This window comes from Buttiauxella warmboldiae, assembly GCF_003818135.1.
Taxonomy (GTDB): Bacteria; Pseudomonadota; Gammaproteobacteria; order Enterobacterales; family Enterobacteriaceae; genus Buttiauxella; species Buttiauxella warmboldiae.
Genome location: NZ_RPOH01000036.1, coordinates 16,711 through 43,658 on the forward strand (window position 1 = coordinate 16,711; position 26,948 = coordinate 43,658).

Here is a 26,948-nt window from a genome sequence, read left to right on the forward strand (position 1 = left end):
AATAGATCAATAGTGGCATGGTATGACAATCACCGCCTGTCAGAATTGCCTTAAGATGCGTGTTTTTACCGTACTCATTCATGGGTACGCACCAGCGGCAGCAGTTCATCCATCTTTTTTTCGACCGCCAGACTGCCCGCGCTTATCGCCTCAGCGGCCCGGTGGAAATCAAGCGTGGAAATTTGCGGGCAAAAAGGCTGCAGCAGAATATCCGGGGGGTCACCCGCCATCCGGTTGCGTTTTAAACGGTTTTCCAGCACCTGGATAGAGGTGGTCATGATTTCCATGGCCGTGGGGGTGGTATTGGCGCGTCGAAGGGTGATTTTACCGAGCTGCTCGCGTAAACGGCCACGCCAGCTATCAGGCTGCACCTGATGTTCCGCCAAAGGCGAGGTCATATTGACGGAGAGTAAATCTTGCTGCATCAGATGGGCGTCATGCTGCAGATCGACGGCGATAACAATATCGGCACCCAGCGCGCGCGTCAGCGAAACCGGCACCGGGTTCACCACCGCACCATCAACCAGCCAGTAGCCGTTATAGCCAACGGGGGACAATAACCCAGGCATACTGCAAGAAGCGCGTACCGCCTGGTGCAGATCGCCATCGGTAAACCACAGCTCGCGCCCGGTGCTTAAATTGGTCGCAACCGAGCCGAAACGCAGCGCGCAGTCTTCAATGTTCTCTTCGGTAATAATTTTACGAACGTTATTGAAAACTCTTTCACCCCGTAACAGGCCGCCACGCCGCCAGGAGAGATCCATCAGGCGCAGAACGTCCCAATAGCCGAATGAACGCACCCAGCGTTCCATCATCGGCAGGCGATTGCTGGCATACGCCGCGCCCACCAGCGCCCCCACCGAGCAACCCGCTACGATATCAATCTGAATACCGGCCCGCTTTAACGCATTAATGACACCAATATGCGCCCATCCTTTTGCTGCACCCGACCCTAACGCCAGACCGATCTTTACCTGTCTCATTGCGCCTCGGTCTTTCTTCCCCGGTTTATCACCTCGTGACGAAGTCGCCACCGCTCAGTTAACATAGCTACCCCGCGTATTAACGCCGATATTTTTTGGAACCAAGGAGATGCTGTGTCGCAACTTTGCCCTTGCGGTAGCGGTCTGGAGTATAGCTTATGTTGCCAGCCATACCTACGCGCAGACGCCCATGCGCCAACCCCGTCACAGCTTATGCGCTCGCGTTACAGCGCCTACGTGATGCAAGACGCAGATTATCTTGTCGCAACCTGGCATCCGCAAACGCGCAGCCCGTCGCTGAAAGCGGATATTTTGGCCAGTTTTGGCTCCACATGCTGGTCAGGCCTGACGGTGTATGAAGCCGCTGCCGGAAACCATGAAAACGAAGGTTTCGTCAGTTTCGTCGCGCGCTTTGCGGAACAAGGCGCGGAAAGTGCCATCGTGGAGCGTTCTCGTTTTTTAAAGGAAAACGGTCAGTGGTACTATGTGGACGGAACGCGCCCACAGTTTGGTCGTAATGACCCCTGTCCCTGCGCTTCCGGCAAAAAATATAAAAAGTGTTGTGGGCGATAGCGCTCCGTGGCACAACTCAGTCAGCAAACTCACGCACAACAGGACTCACCAAGTGACGCAAGCATTACAGCGAAAAGTACTACGCACTATCTGCCCCGATGCCAAAGGGCTTATCGCCAAAATCACCAACATCTGTTACAAGCACGAACTTAACATCGTGCAGAACAACGAGTTTGTCGACCATCGCACCGGACGCTTTTTTATGCGCACCGAGCTTGAAGGTATCTTCAACGACACCACGCTGCTGGCGGATTTAGACGGCGCGCTGCCGCAAGGCTCGGTTCGTGAACTGATCCCCGCGGGCCGTCGTCGCGTGGTGATTCTGGTCACCAAGGAAGCGCACTGCCTGGGCGATCTATTAATGAAGGCCAACTACGGCGGTCTGGACGTCGAAATCGCCGCGGTAATCGGTAACCATGAAACCCTGCGCACGCTGGTTGAACGGTTTGATATTCCGTTTGAGCTGGTCAGCCATGAAGGGCTGACGCGTGAAGATCATGACAAACAGATGGCTGACGCAATTGCAGCGCATAAGCCTGACTACGTGGTGCTGGCTAAATATATGCGCGTGCTGACCCCTGAGTTCGTTTCACGCTTCCCAAACCAGATTATCAACATCCACCACTCGTTCCTGCCGGCGTTTATCGGCGCGCGCCCTTATCATCAGGCGTACGAACGCGGCGTGAAGATCGTTGGTGCCACCGCGCACTATGTGAATGACAATCTGGATGAAGGCCCAATCATCATGCAGGATGTTATTCATGTCGATCACACCTATAGCGCAGAAGATATGATGCGTGCCGGACGTGACGTTGAGAAGAACGTGCTGAGCCGCGCCCTCTACCAGGTGCTGGCGCAACGGGTGTTTGTTTACGGCAACCGCACTATCATTTTGTAGCCGCTAACCAATGAGTTGTTTAGCTTTACAACGTTACGGGTAAAAAAACGGCAAACGATTCATTTTCTTACAGTGAACGCTTTACAGTGGCGCTTCATTTGATATGATGCGCCCCGCTTCCTGATGAAGGAAGCAACAGGGCCAGTAATAGCACTACCCCGTGGTGGGGTTCCCGAGCGGCCAAAGGGAGCAGACTGTAAATCTGCCGTCATCGACTTCGAAGGTTCGAATCCTTCCCCCACCACCATTAATTAACTCGCTCTCTTCATCAAACGAGCACATTTCTTCCAGACTCCTCACGGGGAAGGACGAGAAGCTTCGATTAAGGTTCGAGTCGAACGTAGTGAGACAACGTTGCTTCAGCAACGGTCATCCTTCCCACTCCGTTCTTGAAGCCAACTCCAGATTGGTTTTCAAGCCGACAAGTACCACACCCCTGGCGGGGTTCCCGAGCGGCCAAAGGGAGCAGACTGTAAATCTGCCGTCATCGACTTCGAAGGTTCGAATCCTTCCCCCGCCACCATCTTCCAGTTATGCCTAAAACTTCCAATTTCGCACAGTATTCCAGATCCCCGTTGGGGAAGGACGAGAAGCTTCGATTAAGGTTCGACTCACGGCAGTGAGAACGCGCAATGCGCGGTTATCCTTCCCCCGCCACCATCTTCCAGTTATGCCTAAAACTTCCAATTTCGCACAGTATTCCAGATCCCCGTTGGGGAGATGCAGGGATGAGGGAGCAAAAAACAGACAAAAAAATACCCGGTCGAAACCAGGTATTTTCAAATCATGCAGGCAACGCTTAACGACGAGCGCGAACTATCTGATACTTACGCGTCAGATACTCCACCGGTGCGCTCCATACGTGCACCAGACGGGTGAACGGGAACAGCAGGAACAGCGTCATACCCAGCGCCAGGTGCACGCGGAAGATAAACGCCACGCCATCCAGATGCTCAGAGGCACCGCCGTGGAACGTCACCACCGCCTGCGCCCAGCCCACCAGCTTCATCATCTCGCTGCCGTCCATATGCTGGGCGGAGAACGGAATGGTCAGCAGACCCAGCGCACACTGGATCATCAGCAAGCTGAGGATCAGGATGTCAGCCGCGCTTGATGTCGCACGAATGCGTGGGTTAAACAGGCGGCGTTTAAGCAGCAGCAAACCGCCCACCAGCGTCATAACTCCACTGGCACCGCCGGCAATCATCGCCATCTTCTGCTTCACATCAATGGGCAGGAACGACTCGTACATCCAGTGCGGCGTTAGCATGCCGAGGAAGTGCCCGGCAAAAATACCTAAAATTCCGATATGGAACAGGTTGGAGGCCAGATTCATCCCTTTGCGGTCGAGCATCTGGCTGGAACCCGCTTTCCAGGTGTACTGACCGTAGTCGTAACGCAGCCAGCTACCCAGCAGGAACACCGTCCCGCAAATGTACGGATATATGTCGTAGAAGAACACATTGAGAAAATGCATGATTACTGTCCTCCGATATTCAGATACTGCGGAGCGACAGCCCCGGCAAAACGACGCTGATGGTTGCCAATTTCAGACTCCCCGCACCCGGCGTCTGCAACAAATTTCACCTGCTCTTCTTCCCAGACCGCATCCAGCGCCTGCGGAGTGTCATCACGTGCTTCACCGGCAATTTGCTGGCTAACGCTTTCCACCGCCACATCGCTTTGCGACAGACCCAGCAGCACGTCAAACAGCGCCGCATAATCACTTTCACGCTGCTTCAGGCGGGCGGCCAGCAGCGCCAGAATCGGCGCCACATCCTGCAAGCCGCCACGCGCTTCGGCCTCAGCACGCTGCGAGAGATATTCCAGATACAGCGGCAGATGGTCCGGCAGCTCGCGGCTGTCGATTTCCATTCCGGCCTGCTGATACTGGTTCATCAGGTTGACCATCGCCTGCCCGCGGTCACGGGATTCGCCGTGAACGTGTTCAAACAGCAATAATGACGTCGCGCGTCCCCGGTCAAACAGCTCGCTGTAGCTCGCCTGCGCATCCAGCAGGTCACGGCTGCACAATGCAGTAATGAAACCGTTAAGCTGAGCCGCCTGCTGCAAATTCAGCGCGCAGCCTTCAGCCAGCGCCTCGCGAAGTTCCTGCTGATGCTGCCACAGGGCAGCATCCGGGTACTCGAGCAAACGGGAAATCACCAGAAGTTCAATCATGATTTTGGCTCCGTTTTGCTGGACACATCAATCGCGTCAATGCGTTTGCTGTTGAACAGATTGAATTTGGAATCCGAACCGTGGCAACCGTCGCCGAAGCTAAAACCGCAGCCTTTGCTTTCAGGGAATGCATCTGCAGCCAGTTCACGGTGACTGCTGGGGATCACGAAGCGATCTTCGTAGTTCGCAATGGCCAGATAGCGATACATTTCCTGCGCCTGCGCTTCGGTCAAGCCCACTTCTTCCAGCGCGCTGATATCGTGAACGCCTTCCACGGTTTCCGCACGTTTGTAGTGGCGCATCGCCATCATGCGTTTCAGAGCGCGCAGTACCGGGGCGGTATCACCCGCCGTCAGCAGGTTCGCCAGATATTCCACCGGAATACGCAGGCTTTCCACATCAGGCAGAATACCGGTGTGCGGCAGTTCGCCCGCATCAGCCGCAGACTGAATTGGCGATAACGGCGGTACGTACCACACCATCGGCAGCGTGCGGTATTCCGGATGCAGCGGCAGCGCCAGCTTCCAGTCCATCGCCATTTTATAAACCGGCGACTGCTGCGCGGCGTCAATCACGCTCTGTGGAATGCCATCTTTCAGCGCTTGCTCAATCACCGCCGGGTCATTCGGGTTGAGGAAAATGCTCAACTGACGCTCGTAGAGATCTTTTTCGTTCTCGGTGCTGGCTGCGGATTCAATCGCATCCGCGTCATACAACAACACGCCGAGGTAACGAATACGACCTACGCAAGTCTCGGAACAGACAGTTGGCTGGCCTGCTTCGATACGCGGGTAACAGAAAATGCACTTCTCTGATTTGCCGCTCTTCCAGTTGAAGTAGATTTTCTTGTACGGGCAGCCGGTGATGCACATCCGCCAGCCGCGGCATTTATCCTGATCGATAAGCACGATACCGTCTTCTTCGCGCTTGTAGATAGCACCGCTCGGGCAGGTCGCCGCACACGCCGGGTTCAGGCAGTGTTCGCACAGCCGCGGCAGATAAGCCATAAAGGTGTTTTCGAACTGGCCATACATCGCTTTCTGCATGTTCTGGAAGTTCTGATCTTTGGCGCGCTTATCAAATTCGCCGCCGAGGATCTCTTCCCAGTTCGGGCCCGCTTCGATTTTGTTCATCCGCTGCCCGGTAATCAGCGAGCGCGGGCGCGCAATCGGCTGATGTTTCCCTTCCGGCGCGTTGTGCAGATGCTGGTAGTCATAATCAAACGGCTCGTAGTAATCGTCGATGCCCGGCAGATGCGGGTTAGCGAAGATTTTACCCAGCAACATCGCACGGTTGCCCATGCGCGGCTGCAGTTTGCCGTTGATTTTACGGATCCAGCCGCCCTTCCATTTCTCCTGGTTTTCCCAGTCGTTCGGGTAGCCAATCCCCGGTTTGGTTTCGACGTTATTGAACCACGCGTACTCCATCCCTTCGCGGCTGGTCCAGACGTTTTTACAGGTCACAGAACAGGTGTGACAGCCGATGCATTTATCAAGATTCAGCACCATGCCGACTTGTGAACGAATTTTCATTTTACGCTCTCCTGTTTCTGGTCGTTGCCTTCACCGTCTAACCAGTTAATGTCTTTCATCTTGCGCACCACCACGAACTCATCACGGTTAGAACCCACGGTGCCGTAGTAGTTAAAGCCATAGGCCAGCTGCGCATAGCCACCAATCATGTGCGTCGGTTTCGGGCTAATTCGGGTGACCGAGTTATGGATCCCGCCGCGTTGCCCGGTAATTTCAGAACCCGGCAGATTCACGATGCGTTCCTGAGCGTGATACATCATCGTCATGCCTTCCGGCACACGCTGGCTCACTACCGCACGCGCCGTCAGCGCGCCGTTTTTGTTGAACACTTCAATCCAGTCGTTATCTTCAATGCCCAGATCTTTGGCGTCGATTTCACTCATCCAGACAATCGGCCCGCCGCGTGACAGCGTCAGCATCAGCAGGTTGTCGCTGTAGGTGGAGTGAATGCCCCATTTCTGGTGCGGCGTCAGGAAGTTCAACGCTTTCTCTGGGTTACCGTTGGATTTTTTACCCATCACGCCTTTCACCGAGCGGGTATCAATCGGTGGACGGTACACCAGCAGGCTTTCGCCAAAATCGCGCATCCACTGGTGATCCTGATACAGCTGCTGGCGGCCAGACAGCGTGCGCCATGGGATCAGCTCGTGAACGTTGGTGTAACCGGCGCTGTAAGAAACGTGTTCATCTTCAAGGCCAGACCAGGTCGGGCTGGAGATGATTTTGCGTGGTTGCGCCTGGATATCGCGGAAGCGAATCTTTTCGTCTTCTTTATTCAGCGCCAGGTGCGTGTGGTCACGACCAGTAAATTCGCTGAGTGCCGCCCAGGCTTTTACTGCCACCTGGCCGTTGGTTTCCGGTGCCAGCGTCAGGATCATTTCTGCGGCATCGATCGCCGTGTTGATCATCGGCTGGCCTTTCGCCGGGCCTTCGGTTTTGGTGTAGTTAAGCTTGCGCAGCAGATCCATCTCAGACTGCGTGTTCCACGCAATTCCTTTGCCGCCGTTGCCGATGGTTTCCAGCAATGGACCGATAGAGGTAAAACGCTCGTAGGTTGCCGGATAATCACGCTCAACCGTCACCAGATGCGGTGCGGTTTTACCCGGGATCAGGTCGCATTCGCCTTTTTTCCAGTCCATTACGCCAAACGGCTGCGCCAGTTCTGCGGCCGAGTCGTGCTGAATCGGCAGCGTCACCACATCGGTTTCTTTGCCTAAATGGCCGACACATACCTCGGAGAATTTCTTCGCGATGGCCTTATAGATTTCCCAGTCGCTTTTCGAATCCCATGCGGGGTCAACGGCTGCAGAAAGCGGGTGAATAAACGGATGCATATCCGAGGTATTCATGTCGTCTTTCTCATACCAGGTTGCGGTTGGCAGCACGATATCGGAGTACAAACAGGTGCTCGACAGGCGGAAGTCCAGCGTCACCACTAAATCCAGTTTGCCATCCAGACCGTTGTCCACCCACTCGACTTCTTCCGGCATCACGCCGCCTTCTTTGCCCAAATCTTTACCCTGAATACCGTTCTCGGTACCCAGCAGGTATTTGAGCATGTACTCATGGCCCTTGCCGGAGGAACCCAGCAGGTTTGAGCGCCAGACGAACAGGTTGCGCGGATGGTTGTTGCCCGCATCCGGCTGTTCTGCCGCAAAGCGAATGTCGCCGTTTTTCAACTGCTGCGCGGTGAAGTCAGCCGGGCTCATGCCTGCCGCTTTTGCCTGCTTCGCAATGTGCAGCGGGTTGGTGTTGAGCTGTGGAGCCGACGGCAGCCAGCCCATGCGTTCAGCACGCACGTTGAAGTCAATCAGGTGGCCGCTGTAACGGGATTTATCCGCCAGCGGCGACAGCAGCTCTTCAGCAGTTAACGACTCATAGCGCCACTGGCTGGAGTGGTTATAGAAGAACGAGGTGCTGTTCATGTGGCGCGGCGGGCGCTGCCAGTCAAGGGCGAAGGCAAGCGGAGTCCAGCCGGTTTGCGGGCGCAGTTTTTCCTGGCCCACATAGTGTGCCCAGCCGCCGCCGCTTTGGCCGACGCAACCGCAGAAGATCAGCATGTTGATCAGGCCACGGTAGTTCATGTCCATGTGGAACCAATGGTTCATACCGGCACCGACGATGATCATCGAGCGGCCATGGGTTTTGTCAGCGTTGTCGGCAAATTCGCGGGCAATGCGGATGATGTTCTGGCGGGAAACGCCGGTGATTTGCTCGGCCCACGCCGGGGTATAAGCTTTCACATCGTCATAGCTGGAAGCGCAGTTTTCGTCGCCCAGGCCGCGATCCAGACCGTAGTTCGCCAGCGTCAGGTCATAAACGGTAGTGACCAACGCGGTAGAACCATCCGCCAGCTGAATACGCTTAACCGGCAGTTTATGCATCAGCACGTTATCAAGCTTAACGTTGTTGAAGTGCTCGGTGCTTTCGCCGCCGAAGTATGGGAAACCAACGTCTGCTACTTCGTCATGGCTGCCGAGCAGGCTCAGGCGCAGTTCAGCCTCTTCACCGCTGGTGCCGTCACGCTGTTCGAGATTCCACTTGCCTTTCTCGCCCCAGCGATAACCGATGGAGCCGTTCGGTGCCAGCAGCTCACCGTTCTGGCCGTCGATAGCCACCGTTTTCCACTGCGGGTTATTTTCCTGCCCCAGGCCATCCACCAGGTCAGATGCGCGCAGCATGCGGCCCGCGGCATAGAAACCGTCACGCTCTTCAAGCATCACCAGCATTGGCATGTCGGTGTAGCGGCGCACGTAATCGGTGAAGTATTGGCTTGGGTTATCAAGGTGGAACTCACGCAGCATGACGTGGCCCATCGCCAACGCCATCGCCGCATCGGTACCCTGTTTCGGTGCCAGCCACTGGTCGCACAGTTTGGCGATTTCCGCGTAGTCCGGCGTTACCGCTACGGTTTTGGTGCCTTTGTAGCGCACTTCGGTAAAGAAGTGGGCGTCCGGAGTACGGGTCTGTGGAACGTTCGAGCCCCAGGCCATAATGTAGCTGGAGTTATACCAGTCGGCAGATTCCGGAACGTCCGTCTGTTCGCCCCAGGTCATTGGCGACGCAGGCGGCAAATCGCAATACCAGTCGTAGAAGCTCAGGCAGGTACCGCCAATCAGCGACAGATAACGGGCGCCGGAAGCGTAAGAAACCATCGACATTGCCGGGATTGGCGAGAAGCCGGCGATACGGTCAGGGCCGAAATTTTTTGCGGTAAAGACGTTAGCCGCCGCGATCAGTTCGTTCACTTCCTGCCAGCTTGAGCGCACAAAGCCACCGCGGCCGCGGGCTTGTTTATAGCTCTTTGCTTTTTCCGGGTCATTGACGATCGAGGCCCAGGCGTTTACCGGATCTTCATGGAGCGTTTTTGCTTCACGCCAGAGTTTGATCAGGCGCTTGCGCATCAAAGGATATTTCAGGCGGTTGGCGCTATAGAGATACCAGGAGTAGCTCGCACCTCGCGGGCAGCCGCGCGGTTCATGGTTTGGCATATCAGGACGGGTGCGCGGATAGTCGGTTTGCTGGGTTTCCCAGGTGACCAGACCGCTTTTAACATAGATCTTCCAGCTACAGGAGCCCGTGCAGTTTACACCGTGTGTGGAACGGACCACTTTATCGTGCTGCCACCGCTGGCGATAACCTTCTTCCCAATCACGATTGGTATCGAGCAGTTGGCCATGTCCATCGGCAAAAGTTTCGCCCTTCTGTTTGAAGTAGCGAAACCGGTCAAGAAATTTGCTCATCGGGGTTCTCCTGATGTGGAGCCTGGAGGCTCTATCTTATGAATACAACATTGCTAACGAGCAGCACGGTAACCCGCTCAAAAGCGGGGAGAATTGATAACGATCAACTCCATTTGCGGACATTTTGCGCCGCAGCGGTTGATATACCACCAAAGTAGCAATCAAGGATATCCAGTTAATTCATTGAAAATAAAGCAATTAACATCATTTATCTGGTAGCAAGGGAGTAGTGATATCAGCGCCAGGGTATTAAGGGGTACATCCGCTGGATATCAGGTTGGTCTGGCAAAAAAAAGCGCGACCGAAGTCGCGCAAGGGATAACCAAAAGGTCAAAACGGTTATTTGGCTGATTTACGGCCATAGACGGCCCAGGTAATCACCACACAAACAATATAAAACACGAGGAAGACTTTCATCGCGCCCGCCGGCGAGCCGGTTAACGTCAGAGAGGTGCCGAACGCTTTCGGGATAAAGAAGCCGCCAATTGCGCCAATGGCCGAAATAAAGCCCAGCGCCGCTGCGGTATCGGTTGCCGCTTCGCGCAATGCGCGCTCCTCGCTGCCGCCCTGCGCTTTCACGCGGTCCATCGTCAGTTTGCGGAAGATAACGGAGATCATCTGGAAGGTCGAACCACTTCCCAGACCGGCCGTCAGGAACAGCATCAGAAACACGCCGAAGAAGGCAATAAAGTTACCGCCCACGCCGTTATGAGGCAGCGTGGTAAACAGCAGCGCGCTGAAAATGGCCATAAAGATAAAGTTCAACAGGGAGACCCGGGTGCCGCCGAAACGGTCCGAAATCGCCCCACCCGCAGAGCGTGCCAATGCGCCAAACAGCGGGCCGAAGAAGGCGAAATGCAGAATATCAACCTGCGGGAACTGGGTTTTGGCCAGCATCGCGAAACCGGCAGAAAAACCGATAAACGAGCCGAAGGTTGCCAGGTACAGCACACCCATAATCCACAGGTGAGCGCGTTTCAGCACCGGCAACTGCTCTTTCAGGGAGGCTTTTGAGGTCGCAAGATCGTTCATGCCAAACCAGGCCGCAAGGGTAAAGATGGCCAGCAACGGCACCCACACCCACGCGGCGTTTTCGAGGAACAGCATGGTGCCGTCCGCTTGCTCAACGCCTGTGCCGCCAAATACCGCAAACATGGAGAGTGAAATCACCAGCGGTGCAATCAGCTGCATCACGCTCACTCCAAGGTTCCCCAGGCCGCCGTTAATCCCCAGCGCCCCGCCCTGTTTTGCTTTCGGGAAGAAGAAGCTGATGTTCGCCATACTGGAGGCAAAGTTTGCCCCGGCAAAACCGCAAAGCAACGCAATGGTAATAAATACGCTAAATGGCGTAGTCGGGTTCTGCACCGCAAGGCCTAGCCATACGCAGGGGATAATTAATATCCCGGTGCTGAAAGCCGTCCAGCGGCGGCCACCGAATACCGGCACCATAAAGGAGTAAGGTACGCGCAGCAGCGCGCCGGAAACGGACGGCAGCGCGGTCAGCATAAAGAGCTGGTCGGTGGTGAAGTTAAAACCCACTTTATTCAGATTCACCGCCACGGCGCTGAACAACATCCATACACAGAATGCTAATAACAGGCAGGGAACGGAAATCCATAAGTTGCGGCTGGCAACTCCGTGGCCCTTAGTTTGCCAGAATGCCGGTTCTTCTGGCCGCCATTCGGTGATAAGCGATGCCGTTTTCTGGCTACAATCGGGTGAGCGCGACATAAACACCTCAAAAAGAGTGAGAGTAATTGCCGCCACCTTAGGGGCTTGTCGGGAATAAAAATTGATGTGAATCAAGGGACAACCCATCTGAACGCTGAGCAAAAATTGACCGTCATTCTTTATAGGTAAAGATAAAAAAGCTAAATAGTGTGGTTTTTCACAAACCTGACCACAACTGCCAGCGGCCTAACCCGGCAGCATGTCCCTTATGGCAATTAATGGGTAATACTTAATGGGTATGGGTATACTCCGGGTGATGTCTGAGAATAACCGTAACTAGCTTTCCCACACCCGGAGTCTACCTGTCGATGCTAAAACGCCTGCTTTCCCCCCTCACTCTGTTCAACCAACTGGCGCTGATTGTGCTGTTGTTGGCGGTGCTGGGCGTCGCAGGAATGAGCCTTGCGGGCTGGCTGGCACAGGGTATTCAGGGCAATGCCCATGCGATTAATAAAGCCGGGTCGATGCGAATGCAGAGCTATCGCCTGCTTGCCGCTATCCCGCTCACGGCAAAGGACCAGGCGCTGTTCACTGAAATGGAACAGACCACCTGGAGTGCCGATCTACAGGAAGCCGCGCGGCAGGATGGTCAGCAGGCAAAACTCGCCGCGCTGCAACGTTACTGGCGCGAAGCGTTAGAACCGGCGCTGCGTAAGGCGCAGAACGCCGAACAGGTGAAGCCCCACGTCGCTGATTTTGTCGCGCATATCGACCAGCTAGTCACCATTTTTGATCACACTACCGAAATGCGCCTGCACCGTATTATCCAACTGCAGTTGGGGATGGCGGCGTTAATCGGCCTGCTGATTATTTTTACCGTTATCTGGTTACGCAAAAGGCTGCTGCGGCCATGGCAGAAATTACTGGCGATGGCGCAGGCTATCGGCCAGCGCGACTTCACCCACCGCGTCACCCTGCGTGGCAGTGATGAAATGGCGACGCTCGGTAGCGCGCTGAACGGTATGTCGGCAGAGCTGGCTGAAAGCTACGCCAGCCTTGAGCAACGGGTGCGAGAGAAAACCGCCGGGCTGGAGCAAAAAAACCAGATCCTGTCGTTTCTCTATCAGGCCAACCGTCGCCTGCACTCCCAGGCTCCGCTGTGCCAGCGCCTGTCGCCGGTACTGAGCGAATTACAACGCCTGACGCCGCTGCGCAATATTGAACTGCGGGTCTATGAATATGAAGACGAAGAGAATTACGCAGAGTATACCTACCAGCCCGACAGCAGTTGCGAAGCCAGCGGCTGTCATCTTTGCCCACGTGAGCCGCTGTTCCAGCCCGGTGAAACCACCGCACAAAAATGGCGCTTAATTGACAATCAGGTTCAGTATGGGCTGGTGCTGGCCCAGCTACCTTTCGGAAAAAACCTGACGCACGACCAGCAGCAGCTGATCCTAACCTTAATGGAACAGCTGACCGCCACGCTTGCGCTGGAGCGCCAGCATGAGCGCCAGCAGCAGCTGGTCGTGATGGAGGAACGTTCGGCGATTGCCCGTGAGCTACACGACTCTATCGCCCAGTCGCTCTCCTGTCTGAAAATGCAGGTCAGCTGTATGCAAATGCAGGGGGCTTCCCTGCCCGCTGAAATGCAGACGTTACTCGGGCAGATGCGCAACGAGCTGAATACCTCATGGCGACAGCTGCGGGAGTTACTGACGACCTTCCGCCTGCAATTAACCGAACCGGGTTTGCGCCCGGCGCTGGAAGCCAGCTGCCGTGAATTTAGTGAAAAGCTGGGTTTCGCGGTGAATCTTGATTATCAGGTGCCGCCGCGCCTCGTGCCCTCCCATCAGGCGATTCATCTGGTGCAAATCACCCGCGAAGCGCTTAATAACAGCCTGAAACATGCCAACGCCAGCGCCTGTGGCGTCAGCGTTATCTATCACGACAAGCAAATGACCTTAACCATCTGGGATAACGGTCAGGGTATTGCCGACCACGGCGAGCGCCGTAACCACTATGGGCTGATCATTATGCGCGACCGTGCACAAAGCCTGAAAGGCGACTGCCAGGTGCGTGCACGCCCGGGCGGCGGTACTCAGGTCATCGTAAATTTTATCCCCGAAATAGCCACAGGAGCCAATCATGAGTAACCCGGAAGCCTCGACCATACTGCTTATCGACGATCATCCCATGCTGCGTACTGGCGTGAAACAACTCATCAGTATGGCGCCGGAACTGGCGGTTGTTGGTGAAGCGGGTAATGGCGAGCAAGGGGTGTTGCTGGCTGAGGATCTCGATCCGGACCTGATTCTGCTGGATTTAAATATGCCGGGCATGAACGGGCTGGAAACCCTGGACTGCCTGCGTGAAAAACCGCTATCCGGGCGGATCGTGGTGTTCAGCGTTTCCAACCATGAAGAGGATGTCGTCACCGCGCTCAAAAGAGGCGCCGATGGCTATCTTCTGAAAGATATGGAGCCGGAAGAGTTGCTCAAAGCGCTACAGCAAGCCGCTACCGGGGAAATGGTTCTCAGCGAGGCGTTAACGCCGGTGCTGGCGGCAAGCCTGCGCGCTAACCGCGCGACCTCTGACCGCGACGTCAATCTGTTAACGCCGCGCGAGCGCGATATTCTCAAACTGATTGCTCAGGGTTTGCCAAACAAGATGATCGCCCGTCGTCTGGATATCACCGAAAGCACCGTGAAGGTGCACGTTAAGCATCTGCTGAAGAAGATGAAGCTCAAATCCCGCGTCGAAGCCGCCGTGTGGGTGCATCAGGACCGGATATTTTAAGGTAACTCGGGGATCAGCTGGTAGCGCGGATCGGCAAGTGGGCTCACCACGATCGGCTCCGCCAGCTGCAGGGTAATCCAGTTTGAGGTCACCTTTTGGCCTTTATCATCCTCAATCACCACTGACAAACGGTACTCGTTTGGCCCTTCAGAACGCCAGGCTGGCATAATCATACTCCAGCCGCTGGTGTCGCGATTATCCGCAGGCGGCGTCAGGCTAAGCGCTTGCGTATCGCCCTGCCAGCTGACGTTTTTAATGCCATGGCTGGCGCGAATTTGCAGCTTAAGCGCCACGGTTTCGCCCGGCTGTAACTCCCAGGGCGGCGTGGCCAGAAAGACGGATAGCGTTCTGCGCTGGCGATACTCCAGCACCGGCAGTGAATCGCGCTCTACGTTGTCATAACGGCTGCCGCGCAGTGAGCTGGTGGTCGCCACTTCAGCCGCGGAGAGCTGTTTTTCCACCGGCACACCAAAACGGTAATTCACCTTCAGGCCGAGATTATCCTGCGCAACGCCGCTCTCACCCTGCTTATGTTGCGCGGTCAGCGTCAGCAGCGGAATGGGGGTATAGCTTAACCCCATGGTCACCGCCACGGGGTTGCGGTAGCCGGTGCCGCTATCAAACAGATCGACTCGTTGGCCGAAATATTGCTCAAGGCTGAGGCTGGTATTGATATGGCGATAAAACGGCAGCCAGGCCTGAGCGGTAACATCATAACCGCGCGCCAGACGCTGCTCGAGCGTTTCACCGCCGGTGCGTTGCCACCCGGTTAACGGCTGATAGTAGTTTGCGGAAAGGCGCAGATACTCGCCCCAGGCTTCGGCCCCAAAACCGGCGCGTTGCAGATTGCTGGCGAGCTGGTTGTCATAAAAGGCGTTATAGCCCAGCAGCCAGCTGCCTGCCCCCCATCGCTGCCCGGCGCCAAGATTGCCAATCGTCCCCGCGTCCTGCCGGGTAAAGCCAACCTGGCTCCAGGTCAGATAACGGTGGTTATCCTGCCATGGGGTAAACAGAGAGGCGCTGCTGCCGCTCCAGTCACCGTGCTCATCCACCAGCAGGTTAATCCGGGCGTTCCCCCACGGCGACAACAGCGATTCAGCTTCGCTGGTGACTTTGTCGGCCAGCGCATCCCGCAGACGTGTAAAAGCAAACAGGCGCGCCTGCTCGCCGGTATCCAGCTCGTCATCGATCATGCTGGCTTCAGCGAATTTTTTAGCCATGGCGGCGATTTCACGCGCGGCGGCATCGGTTTCCGGAGCCAGCCCCATATCGGGCAATTGCACCGCTGCGCGCGCAAATGGATCTTCAGCTTGCTCGATAAAGGTCTGCCGGGTAGCGGCAGCCCCTCCAGCGCTGAAGAGTGCGTAAGCCAGGGTGAAAAATGAAACAACTTTTCTAAACATCGGGAAATAATAGCATCATGCCAGCGCAGATCCTTGTTAAAACTGCTCACACCGCTTAGCTGAGGCTTATTTGAGCAAGGTTTTCAGCTCCGGGATGCAGGAGCCGCAGCAGGTTCCGCAGCGTAGTTTTTCGCCCAACATCGCCACCGACCGGCACCCGCTGGCGATCGCCGCCAGGATAGTTTTCTCCCCGACGCCAAAACAGCTGCACACCGTCGCGCCAGCCTCCTCCTGTGCCGTCGGAGCTTTGCCCGCCAGCAGGAGATAGCGCTCCGCAGATGAGGTCGGCGCTTGCTGAAATGCAGCCAGCACCGCAACGCTATTAATTTCAGGCCAGCTTTTGGCTGCGTAACACGCCAGCTGTAATTCCCCCTTATGCCATGCGAGAAAATGGTTAAATTCGCCGTCCCCGCAGGCCGTTTGCAATTGCCAGCCACGCCCGCTAACTAGCGTTTCTACCCATGCCTGAACGTTGCTGTCAGCGGCACACAGGAAATGCTGAACGCCGGATGAACTCTGCCGCCACCACTGTATTTCCGGGGCAAAATCAATTTCCGCGCGGGCAAATATTTCCCCTTGCCACGCAGGCTGCCAGCGCTGGATACGCACCGCAGTTTGCTTGCTTTCCGGCTGCCCCGAATGCGGGTCGCACACCCCGGCCACCAGGGCGTTAATCAGCCCACGGCGGGCAAACTGCTGGCTCCAGTGCATCGGCACAAAGACGCTGCCCGGCCGCTGGTTATCACTCACCAGCACACGCGCTACCATCCCTCCCTGCCGCGAAGCCACTCTGACCAGCCCTTTATTGGTGACACCGTAACGTATTGCGTCACGCGGATGGATCTCAAGAAACGGCATAGTGATATGTTGCAGCAGGCGCGGCACGCGCCCGGTGCGCGTCATGGTGTGCCACTGGTCGCGAATGCGCCCGGTGTTGAGTATTAAGGGGTACACATGGTCAGCCACGGCCTGCGGTAAGCAAGGCTCAACCGGCACCAGCTGAAATTTTCCGTCAGGGCGCCAGCTTCTGAAGAGTGAAGGTTCTTCTGCCGCTATCGGCCAGCATACGGGTTCCAGCGCGTCGTACTGCTCCCGGCTGAGATTTGCCAACACGCTGATATCAAAGGCGCGCGTGCCGTTATTTTGATAGCCGGAAAGCGCCGCGTGCTCACTGAAAATTTGCTGCGGATGTTGCCAGTTAAAAGCCTGGCGATAACCCAGCCGTTGGGCGATTTGCGCCACCATCCACCAGTCAGCCCGTGCTTCACCCGGCGCAGGCAAAAACGCACGCTGGCGCGAAATTCGCCGTTCAGAGTTGGTCACCGTGCCGTTTTTTTCGCCCCAGGCGAGCGCCGGAAATTTCACCGTAGCGTATCGCAAAGTATCGGTTTCACGCGCCACATCCGATACGATAACCAGCGGACAATTCGCCAGAGCCTGCGCCACTCGGGAACTATCCGGCAGTGACACCAGTGGATTAGTGCCCATAATCCACACCGCTTTTACCTCTCCGCGCCCTACTGCTTCAAACAGTTCAACCGCCATCAATCCTGGCGTTTCGGCGATGCGTTCGCTTCCCCAGAAGCGCCCAAGCCTTGCGATATCTGCCGCGTCAAAACTCATATGGCAGGCCAGCTGGTTAGCAAGCCCTCCAACTTCGCGACCGCCCATGGCATTTGGCTGTCCGGTCAGCGAAAACGGGCCGCAGCCGGGCCGGCCAATTTTGCCACTCGCCAGATGCACGTTGATAATTGCGTTGCATTTATCGCTGCCGCTCGCCGACTGGTTGATGCCCATGGTGTAAAGCGTCATGGCGCGATTGGCCTGCGCGAACCATTGCCAGAAGGTTTGCACATCTACACTGTCCAGTTGGCAAAAGTCGGCGGTTTTTTCCAGCGTCCAGTTTGCGGCTATTTCCAGCGCGGCGGTTTGTCCGTCAAAAGTGTTATCGACTTGAGACGACGACAAAATATTCAATAAGCCGACAAACAATGCGGCGTCGCTTCCGGGGCGCAATGCCAGATGCAAGTCGGCAATCTCGCAGGTTGCGGTGCGCCGGGGGTCAATCACCACCACTTTCATCTGCGGGCGCTGCTGTTTAGCCTGCACCAGGCGCTGATACAGCACCGGATGCGCCCATGCCGCATTTGAACCCGCCAGCACCACCAGGTCAGTTTGCTCGAGATCTTCATAGCTGCACGGCACAAAATCCGCGCCAAACGCCCGTTTGTAACCCACCACCGCCGAGGACATACACAGCCGCGAATTGGTATCGATATTCCCCGCGCCGATAAAGCCCTTCATCAGCTTATTGGCGGCGTAATAGTCTTCGGTCAGTAACTGCCCGGAGGCGTAAAACGCCACCGCTTTGGGGCCAAACTGGTCAATAATGGCTTGCAGGCGCGCAGCCGTTTCATCTAATGCCAGGTTCCATTCCACACGTTCGCCGTTGATTTCGGGATGCAGTAAACGGCCTTCGAGGCCGAGCGTTTCGCCTAGTGCCGCGCCTTTTACGCACAATCGCCCAAAGTTTGCCGGGTGCCGTTTGTCGCCGCTTATCTCGACGCTTCCGCTGTCAGTTGTATGGGCTTCCACTCCACAACCGACGCCGCAGTAAGGGCACGTTGAACGCACAATGTTTGTCATGAAGCCTCCGCACGCACGATCAGCGCCTGGCTTCCCACCCACACGCTGCCCTGTTCTACTTTCACCGGCCAGGCGCGCACAGCGGGTTCCCCATTCTGCGTGCGCCCGTCGCGCAGGCGAATACGGTGTTTGTAAAGTGGCGAAATGACAATCGGCTCACCGGCAGCGTCACCGACAATACCCCGTGACAGCACATTGGCATCGCTGCCCGGTTCGAGGTTATCGAGCGCGTAAATCGCATCGCCAAAGCGAAACAGCGCAATTTGCAGCTCGCCCAGGCGGGCACCGATTCCCGCCTGCGGTGGAATGTCGCTGACGTTGCACACCTCAAGCCACGGTTTGGCGGGCGTGGTGGCAGGCAGATGCACAACGTCGCTGACGGGCTGTAACTGCCCGCGCAGGTTCTGACGCTGCACCGCTTCGTCCGGTTGTTCGCTGTTCACATAAGAGCGGAACAGGGCGAGACGATCCGGGCTGTTGAGCGTGGTTTGCCATTCGCACTGGTAACTATCCACCACGCTTGCCATCTCTTTTTCCAGCTCGTCAGCCAGGCCGAGGCTGTCGTGCAAAATCACGTCACGAAGATATTCAATGCCGCCTTCGAGGTTGTCCATCCAGGTGCTGGTGCGCTGCAAACTGTCGGCGGTGCGGAGGTAAAACATCAGCAAACGGTCGATGGTGCGGATCAGCGCTTCCCGGTCAAGATCGCTGGCGAACAAATCCGCGTGACGCGGCTTCATGCCGCCATTACCGCACACATACAGGTTCCAGCCTTTATCGGTGGCAATCACGCCGATATCTTTGCTTTGCGCTTCTGCGCATTCGCGGGTGCAGCCGGAGACCGCCATTTTGATTTTATGCGGCGTGCGCAGCCCCTTGTAGCGGTTCTCCAGCTCAATCGCTAACCCCGTTGAGTCCTGCACGCCGTAACGGCACCAGGTTGAACCGACGCAGGATTTCACGGTGCGTAGTGATTTACCGTAGGCGTGGCCGGTTTCAAACCCTGCCGCCACTAATTCAGCCCAAATCGCCGGGAGTTCTTCAAGGCGCGCGCCAAAGAGATCGATGCGCTGGCCGCCGGTGATTTTACTGTACAGCCGGTAGCGTTTTGCCACCTGACCGATGGCAATCAGGCCGTCCGGCGTGATTTCCCCTGCGGGAACCCGCGGCACAATCGAGTAAGTGCCGTCTTTCTGGATGTTGGCGAAGTAACGATCGTTAGTGTCCTGCAGCGGAAGATGCGCGGGTTTAAGCAAGTATTCATTCCAGCACGAGGCCAGCACCGACGCCGCCAGCGGCTTGCAGATTTCGCAGCCGTCGCCGTGCCCGTAGCGGCTAATCAGCTGTTCAAAGCTACGGATATGGTTAACGCGCACCAGATGGTAAATTTCCTGGCGCGAGTACCGGAAGTGTTCGCAGATGTCCTTTTTCACCTCCACGCCCTGCTCTTGCAGTTGGTATTCCATCACCTGTTTCACCAGCGCCGAACAGCCGCCGCAGCCCGTCGCCGCTTTGGTGCAGGCTTTGATTGCGCCCATGTCCCCCGCGCCGTTGCTTACCGCCGCGCAAATATCCGCTTTGCTGACGTTATGGCAAGAGCAAATCTGTGCGGTTTCCGGTAATGCCGCGACGCCCAGCCCTTTTGGTGCGCCGCCTTCCATTGCTGGCAGAATCAGGCTTTCCGGCCGTGCGGGGAGCGCCATGCCGTTGAGCATCATTTGCAGCAGCGTGGCATATTCCTGGCTGTCGCCCACCAGCACGCCGCCGAGCAGGGTTTTGTTATCGGCTGAAACGACGATCTTTTTGTAGATTTGCTGCGGGCCGTTAGTCCATTGGTAACTCTGGCAGCCGGGCGTACGCCCGTGAGCATCGCCAAACGAGGCCACTTCCACGCCGAGCAATTTTAGTTTAGTGCTCATATCCGCGCCGAGGAATGCGGATTCAGCGCCCGCAAGCGTTGCCGCCGCGACACGTGCCATTTGGTAACCGGGAGCCACGAGGCCAAAGATTTTTCCTTCCCACAAAGCGCATTCACCGATGGCATAAATCGCGCTGTCGCTGGTCTGGCAGCTGTCGTTAATCACAATTCCGCCGCGTTCGCCCAGCGCCAGTTCGCACTGGCGAGCCAGCGTGTCCTGCGGACGGATGCCAGCGGAAAAAACAATAAGATCGCTGTTCAGCGTTGCGCCATCGGCAAAATTAAGCTGCAAACCTTCGGCATCGGTAATCGCGGTGGTCGATTTGCCGGTGTGCACCTGTACGCCGATATCGCTGATTTTCGCACGCAGCATCGCCGCACCGTCATTATCAAGCTGTACGGCCATCAGGTTCGGCGCAAACTCCACCACATGCGTTTCAAGGCCCAGCTGTTTAAGGGCGTTCGCCGCTTCCAGCCCCAGCAAACCGCCGCCGATCACCACGCCGCGTTTTGCGTTACGCGCACGTTCCGCAATCGCATCCAGATCGTCGAGGGTGCGATAGACAAAACAGCCGGGTAAGTCGTTGCCGGGAACCGGCGGCACAAACGGGTAAGAGCCTGTCGCCAGCACTAACTTGTCAAAGTAAGTTTCCCGACCGTCGCTGTCGCGAACCACGCGCTGCTGGCGGTCAATCTCAACGATTTGGCTGTGACAACGCAGCTCAATGCCGTGTTGGTTAAAAAAATCACCTTCAACCAGCGAAAGCGATTCCGCGCTGCGCCCGGCAAAATATTCCGAAAGATGCACGCGATCGTAGGCTGGATGGCGCTCTGCACCGAACACCACAATCTGATAGCTGTGATGCAGCTGTTGCGCCACGCACTGCTCCAGAAAGTGGTGCCCGACCATGCCGTGGCCAATGACTACCAGGGTTGCTTTTGTCATGTCGTCATTTCCGGCAGCCAGCGGCTGCTCATCAGAGTGGTAAACATCGAACAGCACGTCAGGCGTAACGGGTGCCGCGCTGAGTAAAATATCGGTGAGCGCGTTAGCAGGTGAGATATCACCCAGCAGCAATGCGCCAACCAGTCTGCCGCCGCGTAGATGCAGGCAGCGATAATGTTGAGTGAGGGGATCAAAAGCGGTGAGGATGCGCGTATCGGGCTGCGCGCGAATGTCGCCTGCCGAAAACAGCGGAATACCGCTGACTTTCAGGCGCGTGCCGCGATCCTGATACTGAAAATCAGCGGCGACTTCACCACACAAGCGAGCGGCCAGGATGTCGGCCTGTTGCAGGCAAGGCGCCACCAGCCCCCAGGTTTGCCCGTCGATTTCGCAGCATTCGCCTAACGCGCTGACGTGCGGCGTGGTGCTGCGCAGCTGTGCATCAACGGTGATACCGCGCTGGCAGGAAATGCCGGCCTGCTGTGCAAGCGTAATATTGGGTTTTACACCAGTGGCAATAATCACCCGCCCGGCTGGTAAAACCTCGCCGTTACTCAGCGTCACGCTTTTCGCGGTAATGCGGTCAATACCACAATTTAACCGGCAGTGAATTCCCCGCCGGGTGAGATGTTCCTCAAGCAGCGCCCCCGCCTGCGGGTTAAGCTGAATGTCCATTAGCCACGGCTGGCGATGGATTAAAGTGACGGAAATGCCGCGCGCGCAAAGTGCCGCTGCCGCTTCCACGCCCAGTAAACCACCGCCCAGCACCACGGCGTTCCCCTCACCGCTCAGAATCGCATCAACGTCTGCCAGGGTGCGGAAACCCTGGACGTGCGGCAACTGATGCCCGTCAATCGGCGGGATAAACGGGCGCGAGCCGGTGGCGAAAACCAGTTCGTCATAGTCGAGCATGCGTTTATCTGAGCGCACCGTCTGGCGCTGCGTGTCCACATCCAGCACCGCTTCGCCCGTTAGCAGCTCAATACCGCGATCGGGATACCAGGCCGCATCGTGCAACCGCGTCGCAAGCGCGGGCTTTTCCCCCGCCAGCACCGGCGAAAGCAATATGCGGTTGTAGCTGAGCTGCGGTTCTTCGCCAAAAATGGTGATGGCAAAACGCCCCGGCGCTCGGGCCACAATTTGCTCCACCAGGCGGATTGCCGCCATGCCGTTGCCGATAACAATCAGACGTCGCATCATCAGCGGCTCCTCAGGCAGCCTTCGGCTGCTTTTCGTAGAGGAAACGCAGCACCTGCTGGCGCAGATGGTGGTAGCGACCCTCTTCCGCCAGTTCCACTCGGTTGCGTGGGCGCGGCAAATCAACCTGTAACGTCTCCCCCACCGTGGCCGCCGGGCCGTTGGTCATCATCAGCACGCGGTCCGAAAGCAGCACCGCTTCGTCAACGTCATGGGTAATCAGCACAATGGTGGTGTGCAGCTCTTGCTGAATGTGCATCACCGCATCCTGCAAATGGGCGCGGGTCAGGGCATCGAGCGCGCCGAACGGCTCGTCCATCAGCAGCACTTTGGGCTTCATCGCCAGCGCACGGGCAATGCCGACGCGCTGTTTCATGCCGCCGGAAATTTCTCCGGGACGCTTGTTAACGGCGTGGCCCATTTGCACACGCTCGAGGTTGTGAACAATCCATTCGCGACGCTCGGCGCGGTTCATGGTATGGCGAAACACCTGATCCACCGCCAGCGCCACGTTTTCGAAGCAGGTCATCCACGGCAGCAGCGAGTGGTTCTGAAACACCACGGCGCGCTCAGGCCCGGGGCCTGCGATTTCGCGGTTGTCGCAAAGCAGGCCGCCTTCGGATGGCAAAGTAATGCCCGCTATCAGATTGAGCAGCGTCGATTTGCCACAGCCCGAGTGACCAATCAGGCTGATGGTTTCCCCGGCGCAGATATCAAAGCTGACGTTGCTCAGCGCCAGGAATTCGCCGCTGGCGGTGGAAAAGCGCTGGCTGACATTTTGCACCTGAATAATTTTCTTCATCATGGTCCCCTTATTTTTCCCAGCTGAAGCGACGCGCCAGCAGCATCAAAGCCTGTTCAAGCAGCAGCCCGACGACGCCGATAATCACAATCGCGATCAGAATGTTTTCCACGTTGAGGTTGTTCCACTCGTTCCAGATCCAGAAGCCAATACCCAACCCGCCGGTGAGCATTTCGGCGGCAACAATCACCAGCCAGGCAATGCCGATGGATAAACGCACGCCGGTAAGCACCGCGGGCAGAACCGCCGGGAATAAAATCTTGCGCATCACCGTCCATTCGGAAAGCTTCAGCACCCGCGCTACGTTGAGATAATCATCGGGGATGCGTTTCACCCCTTCGGCGGTGTTAATCACCATCGGCCAGATAGAGCAGATAAAAATGGTCCAGCTCGAAGCGGGTTCCGCTTTCTGGAACAACAGCAGGCCGATGGGCAGCCAGGCGAGCGGGCTGACCGGACGCAATAACGAGATAATCGGGTTGAACATGCGGGCTAAGAAGGTGAAACGGCCAATCAGGAAACCCGCCGGAATACCGACAATCGCGGCGAGGCCAAATCCAACCGCCACGCGCTGGAGCGAGGCCAGCACGTTCCAGCCGATGCCCTGGTCATTTGGCCCAGCGTTGTAAAACGGGTCAGAAAACAGCGTAATGGCAGATTCCAACGTGCTAAGCGGCGTCGGGAAACCTTTGCTATTGAGCGCTGCGATTTGCCAGGTAACCACCAGCAGCCCCATCCCCAGAACGGCAGGCACCAGACGCTGAAAAAAGCTCAGGCAATATTTACGCCATTGCGGTTTACGCTGGCGAACGGTGACGGGAGGCAGAACAATCACCTCCCCGACCGGGGCGTTAAGCACGGCGGCGGTTGGTTTCTGTACGGGCTGATTCATATCCTTCCCCTTAGCGTTTATTAATGGCGAAACTTGCGGCGTAGGCAGCAGGGTCGCTGCCGTTCCAGGTGCTGCCATCCATCAGGGTGCTGCTGCGCATTGGGCTGTCAGGTACGGAAATGTTGCCCACGGCGGCTGCGGCTTGCTGATAGATGTCGATGCGGTTGATGCGTTTGGCGACGGCGAGGTAATCCGGGTCGCTATCCAGCAGTCCCCAGCGACGGTGTTGAGTCAGGAACCACATGCCGTCGGAAAGCCACGGGAAGGTGACTTCGCCCTCACGAAAGAAGTGCATGGCGTGGTCGTCCTGCCATTTTTTGCCGATGCCGTTATCGTATTGCCCGAGCATGCGCCCGGTCAGAAAATCGGCTTTGGTATTCAGATATGCCCGCCCGGCAAGCACACTGGCGGTTTCGCGGCGGTTTTCGTCGCTGGCATCAATCCAGCGCGACGCCTCAAGAATGGCCGCCACTAAAGCGCGCGCGGTGTTGGGGTTTTCTTCGACCCAGCTACGGCGGGTGCCGAGAATTTTTTCCGGGTGATCCGGCCAGATGGACTGTGAGGTTGCAGCGGTAAAGCCGATGCCGTCGCTAATGGCGCGTTGGTTCCACGGCTCGCCGACGCAAAAACCGTGCATATTGCCGATGCGCATGTTCATCACCATTTGCGGCGGTGGAACCACCACGGTGCGCACATCGGTAAACGGGTTGATTCCCGCCTGCGCCAGCCAGTAATAGAGCCACATGGCGTGGGTACCGGTCGGAAATGTATGCGCGAAGGTAAAACTGCCGGGCTCTTTGCTTGCCACTAACTTCTTCAGGCTTTCACCGTCGGTTACGCCCTGCTTTGCCAGATCGCTGGAGAGAGAAATCGCCTGGCCGTTGTTGTTGAGCGTCATCAGATTCGCCATTGACTGCTGCTTGCCGGCAATGCCCATTTCCAGGCCGTAGACCAGGCCGTATAAAACATGGGCGGCATCAAGTTCGCCGGAAACCATTTTGTCGCGTACCGCAGCCCAGCTCGCCTCTTTGCTCGGCACAATCGAGATACCGTATTTTTTATCGAAACCTTTGGCAGCAGCCATGACGACTGAGGCGCAATCGGTCAGCGGGATAAAACCGATTTTTACCGTGTGTTGTTCAGGCTTATCGCTGCCCGCCGCCCAAACGGAATTCATCATGCCCGGCAGCAAATACGCGCCGCCGAGTGCGGCACCCGCCTGTAGAAAGCGACGGCGCGAAAGGGTTATGGTTTTGTTGCTCATCGGCTTCTTCCTGATAAAAGAGTAAAAAAAAAGCGCCCAACAATGTGGGTCAGCACATTGAAGGACGCCTTTGTCCTGCCTGGCCGGCACCGCCATTGGCACCAGTCAGGTCAAAATAATCTTCAGGTTATCATTGCAACTTGCGTGCCAGGTCAGAAAGGGCCAAATTCGCGGCTATTGGCCGCCAACAGGCTGTGATGCGCACCACAAAAACGCAGCAAATGCCCGCTCTTTGTGCAGCTACTCCTTATTAGGTAACTGCCAGATATCCGCTACCGCCACCGTTGCCCGGGCGATCTCGACCATGCGTTTGTTCTGGTTCATCGCCATTTTGCGCAGCGCTTGCCACGCCTGTTCTTCGCTGTAGCCCTGATGGTGGATCAGCAAGGCTTTCGCCTGTTCAATAACCTTGCGCTCGGCTAACGTCGTTTGCAGCGAAGCCAGCTGTTGCGCCATAGATTCGAGCTGTTGTGCCTGCTGACGCACCAGCGGCAAAAGATGCCGGTCAAAACAACGCTCCCCATCATGGCTGCCATGCCCCGCGACCCAGTGTTCAATTTCACTCTCGCCGGGCGGGGCCAGCTGTAAAACCTGCCCGAGAGCCTGCTGCGCCTGAGCCATTACGGCGTCGATAAGCGCATCTTCTATTTTTTTAAGCGCGTCAAGACGAACCGTTAATAGCGCAAACCAGCGCAGGGCGCGCTGCGGTTCGTCCGTATCATGCATCACGCGAGTGCAGGCGATGCGGCGCAGCCGTTCGGTTTCACGGCACGGTTCGCCGCTGGCCTGAAATTGCTGGCGCAGCTGCGTATGGGTCATGGTGAAAAAGGCGTCAAAGCAGCGCTGCTGGCTGTCGATTCTGTCGACCAGCTGCTGGCGCAGGGCATCGCTAAATTCACCCAATGTGAAACCGATCGCCCCAATCGCCCGCTCCTGCCCAACCAGCTCTTTGCCCTGCATAAAGCTGAACAACGCCGCCAGGGCGCGGGCCACGCCTGCGTCATCGACCACATTGCTGGTTTCAGGCACAATGCTCAGCAGATGACGCAGCGTGACGCTGTACTGCTCCATCGCCTGCAGCGGCTGAATCTGCCGTTGCGCAATTTGCATGCGCAACGCAGGCAAGCGTTCGAGGTAATGCAGCGCGCACGCGAGGCTGACAAACAGCGCGCTGCCTGGCAGGTAATCCGGGGTTGCTATTGCGCGGCGCAAATGTGCCAGTTCGCGGTCCACTTCTGCGTGACAACGCTCGCGCTCATTGCCAAACAGCCGCCCCGACGAGCACAGCCAGATGTTGGAAGCCCCGCGCTCGCGTTGTAGCATATGGGCGAGCCTGGCGATACAACCGGTGAGTTCACCGATTTGCAGAATATCCTGCAGCTGCTCGCGCTCACGGTTGCGGGCGGCCATTAAAAAGTCACGAGCACTGGGATTCACGGCAAGGGTAGCCTTCATATCACGCTCCTGAACGGCAAGTGTGGCTCTCTTCATCCAGTAATTAAG

General features: G+C 56.8%; 17 protein-coding genes and 2 tRNA genes. 6 read left to right on the top strand and 13 right to left on the bottom strand.

Annotated elements, in window-relative coordinates; translation table 11 throughout:
• Nucleotides 1-74: 74 nt before the first annotated feature.
• Nucleotides 75-983: a patatin-like phospholipase RssA gene (gene rssA / locus EHN07_RS10195; RefSeq protein ID WP_124024042.1), complete on the bottom strand. Its 909-nt coding sequence runs from the start codon at nucleotides 981-983 to the stop codon at nucleotides 75-77.
• A gap of 114 nt (nucleotides 984-1,097) precedes the next feature.
• On the opposite strand from rssA, the gene EHN07_RS10200 reads away from it, so the two are divergent.
• The 4 genes from EHN07_RS10200 (at nucleotide 1,098) to EHN07_RS10215 (ending at nucleotide 2,977) form a co-directional block, all read left to right on the top strand.
• Entirely contained in the window at nucleotides 1,098-1,556 is a 459-nt protein-coding gene (locus EHN07_RS10200) for a YchJ family protein (protein WP_124024043.1), read from the top strand.
• A 52-nt stretch (nucleotides 1,557-1,608) separates the two neighbouring features.
• The gene (purU, locus tag EHN07_RS10205; protein ID WP_124024044.1) at nucleotides 1,609-2,454 is read left to right on the top strand and encodes a formyltetrahydrofolate deformylase; all 846 of its coding nucleotides are present in this window, start codon (nucleotides 1,609-1,611) and stop codon (nucleotides 2,452-2,454) included.
• A 162-nt stretch (nucleotides 2,455-2,616) separates the two neighbouring features.
• A tRNA-Tyr gene (locus EHN07_RS10210) sits at nucleotides 2,617-2,701 on the top strand.
• A 191-nt stretch (nucleotides 2,702-2,892) separates the two neighbouring features.
• Nucleotides 2,893-2,977 (top strand) — tRNA-Tyr (locus EHN07_RS10215).
• A 276-nt stretch (nucleotides 2,978-3,253) separates the two neighbouring features.
• Here the strand turns inward: EHN07_RS10215 and narI are convergent.
• From narI to EHN07_RS10240, 5 genes are all read right to left on the bottom strand, one after another.
• Nucleotides 3,254-3,931: a respiratory nitrate reductase subunit gamma gene (narI, locus tag EHN07_RS10220; protein WP_124024045.1), complete on the bottom strand. Its 678-nt coding sequence runs from the start codon at nucleotides 3,929-3,931 to the stop codon at nucleotides 3,254-3,256.
• Between the two features lie 2 nt (nucleotides 3,932-3,933).
• Entirely contained in the window at nucleotides 3,934-4,635 is a 702-nt protein-coding gene (narJ, locus tag EHN07_RS10225; protein ID WP_124024046.1) for a nitrate reductase molybdenum cofactor assembly chaperone, read from the bottom strand.
• A complete protein-coding gene (narH, locus tag EHN07_RS10230; protein WP_124024047.1) occupies nucleotides 4,632-6,167 on the bottom strand; it encodes a nitrate reductase subunit beta in 1,536 nt (511 codons plus the stop codon). Before narH ends, narJ begins: the two co-directional genes overlap by 4 nt.
• Complete coding sequence (locus EHN07_RS10235) at nucleotides 6,164-9,910, bottom strand: nitrate reductase subunit alpha (protein WP_124024048.1); 3,747 nt, start codon at nucleotides 9,908-9,910, stop codon at nucleotides 6,164-6,166. The genes narH and EHN07_RS10235 overlap by 4 nt, the downstream gene beginning before the upstream one ends.
• Before the next feature lie 339 nt (nucleotides 9,911-10,249).
• Nucleotides 10,250-11,641 (bottom strand): NarK family nitrate/nitrite MFS transporter, encoded by a 1,392-nt coding sequence (locus EHN07_RS10240; RefSeq protein ID WP_124024049.1) that lies wholly within the window; start codon nucleotides 11,639-11,641, stop codon nucleotides 10,250-10,252.
• 308 nt (nucleotides 11,642-11,949) lie between these two features.
• Here EHN07_RS10240 and narX point away from each other — a divergent pair, with 308 nt between their 5' ends.
• Nucleotides 11,950-13,734, top strand: coding sequence for a nitrate/nitrite two-component system sensor histidine kinase NarX (gene narX / locus EHN07_RS10245; RefSeq protein ID WP_124024050.1), 1,785 nt, complete (start codon nucleotides 11,950-11,952; stop codon nucleotides 13,732-13,734).
• The gene (narL, locus tag EHN07_RS10250) at nucleotides 13,727-14,377 is read left to right on the top strand and encodes a two-component system response regulator NarL (RefSeq protein WP_124024051.1); all 651 of its coding nucleotides are present in this window, start codon (nucleotides 13,727-13,729) and stop codon (nucleotides 14,375-14,377) included. The genes narX and narL overlap by 8 nt, the downstream gene beginning before the upstream one ends.
• Here narL and EHN07_RS10255 read toward each other — a convergent pair.
• From EHN07_RS10255 to EHN07_RS10285, 7 genes are all read right to left on the bottom strand, one after another.
• Nucleotides 14,374-15,780, bottom strand: coding sequence for a YchO/YchP family invasin (locus EHN07_RS10255; RefSeq protein ID WP_124024052.1), 1,407 nt, complete (start codon nucleotides 15,778-15,780; stop codon nucleotides 14,374-14,376). The genes narL and EHN07_RS10255 overlap by 4 nt on opposite strands.
• A 66-nt stretch (nucleotides 15,781-15,846) precedes the next feature.
• Complete coding sequence (locus EHN07_RS10260) at nucleotides 15,847-18,426, bottom strand: nitrate reductase (RefSeq protein ID WP_124024053.1); 2,580 nt, start codon at nucleotides 18,424-18,426, stop codon at nucleotides 15,847-15,849.
• The gene (gene nirB / locus EHN07_RS10265) at nucleotides 18,423-22,490 is read right to left on the bottom strand and encodes a nitrite reductase large subunit NirB (protein WP_124024054.1); all 4,068 of its coding nucleotides are present in this window, start codon (nucleotides 22,488-22,490) and stop codon (nucleotides 18,423-18,425) included. The genes EHN07_RS10260 and nirB overlap by 4 nt, the downstream gene beginning before the upstream one ends.
• Nucleotides 22,491-22,500: 10 nt before the next feature.
• Nucleotides 22,501-23,289, bottom strand: coding sequence for an ABC transporter ATP-binding protein (locus EHN07_RS10270; RefSeq protein WP_124024113.1), 789 nt, complete (start codon nucleotides 23,287-23,289; stop codon nucleotides 22,501-22,503).
• A gap of 10 nt (nucleotides 23,290-23,299) precedes the next feature.
• Nucleotides 23,300-24,181: a nitrate ABC transporter permease gene (gene ntrB / locus EHN07_RS10275; protein ID WP_124024055.1), complete on the bottom strand. Its 882-nt coding sequence runs from the start codon at nucleotides 24,179-24,181 to the stop codon at nucleotides 23,300-23,302.
• Between the two features lie 10 nt (nucleotides 24,182-24,191).
• Nucleotides 24,192-25,445, bottom strand: coding sequence for a CmpA/NrtA family ABC transporter substrate-binding protein (locus EHN07_RS10280; RefSeq protein ID WP_124024056.1), 1,254 nt, complete (start codon nucleotides 25,443-25,445; stop codon nucleotides 24,192-24,194).
• A gap of 240 nt (nucleotides 25,446-25,685) precedes the next feature.
• Entirely contained in the window at nucleotides 25,686-26,900 is a 1,215-nt protein-coding gene (locus tag EHN07_RS10285) for a nitrate regulatory protein (protein WP_124024057.1), read from the bottom strand.
• Nucleotides 26,901-26,948: the final 48 nt, after the last annotated feature.

Coding starts and splice junctions, on each gene's coding strand:
- narX (WP_124024050.1), top strand. CDS start 11,950: ATGCTAAAACGCCTGCTTTCCCCCCTCACTCTGTTCAACCAACTGGCG.
- EHN07_RS10260 (WP_124024053.1), bottom strand. CDS start 18,426: ATGACAAACATTGTGCGTTCAACGTGCCCTTACTGCGGCGTCGGTTGT.
- narH (WP_124024047.1), bottom strand. CDS start 6,167: ATGAAAATTCGTTCACAAGTCGGCATGGTGCTGAATCTTGATAAATGC.
- rssA (WP_124024042.1), bottom strand. CDS start 983: ATGAGACAGGTAAAGATCGGTCTGGCGTTAGGGTCGGGTGCAGCAAAA.
- EHN07_RS10235 (WP_124024048.1), bottom strand. CDS start 9,910: ATGAGCAAATTTCTTGACCGGTTTCGCTACTTCAAACAGAAGGGCGAA.
- EHN07_RS10270 (WP_124024113.1), bottom strand. CDS start 23,289: ATGAAGAAAATTATTCAGGTGCAAAATGTCAGCCAGCGCTTTTCCACC.
- narJ (WP_124024046.1), bottom strand. CDS start 4,635: ATGATTGAACTTCTGGTGATTTCCCGTTTGCTCGAGTACCCGGATGCT.
- EHN07_RS10240 (WP_124024049.1), bottom strand. CDS start 11,641: ATGTCGCGCTCACCCGATTGTAGCCAGAAAACGGCATCGCTTATCACC.
- EHN07_RS10280 (WP_124024056.1), bottom strand. CDS start 25,445: ATGAGCAACAAAACCATAACCCTTTCGCGCCGTCGCTTTCTACAGGCG.
- ntrB (WP_124024055.1), bottom strand. CDS start 24,181: ATGAATCAGCCCGTACAGAAACCAACCGCCGCCGTGCTTAACGCCCCG.
- narL (WP_124024051.1), top strand. CDS start 13,727: ATGAGTAACCCGGAAGCCTCGACCATACTGCTTATCGACGATCATCCC.
- nirB (WP_124024054.1), bottom strand. CDS start 22,490: ATGATGCGACGTCTGATTGTTATCGGCAACGGCATGGCGGCAATCCGC.
- EHN07_RS10255 (WP_124024052.1), bottom strand. CDS start 15,780: ATGTTTAGAAAAGTTGTTTCATTTTTCACCCTGGCTTACGCACTCTTC.
- EHN07_RS10285 (WP_124024057.1), bottom strand. CDS start 26,900: ATGAAGGCTACCCTTGCCGTGAATCCCAGTGCTCGTGACTTTTTAATG.
- narI (WP_124024045.1), bottom strand. CDS start 3,931: ATGCATTTTCTCAATGTGTTCTTCTACGACATATATCCGTACATTTGC.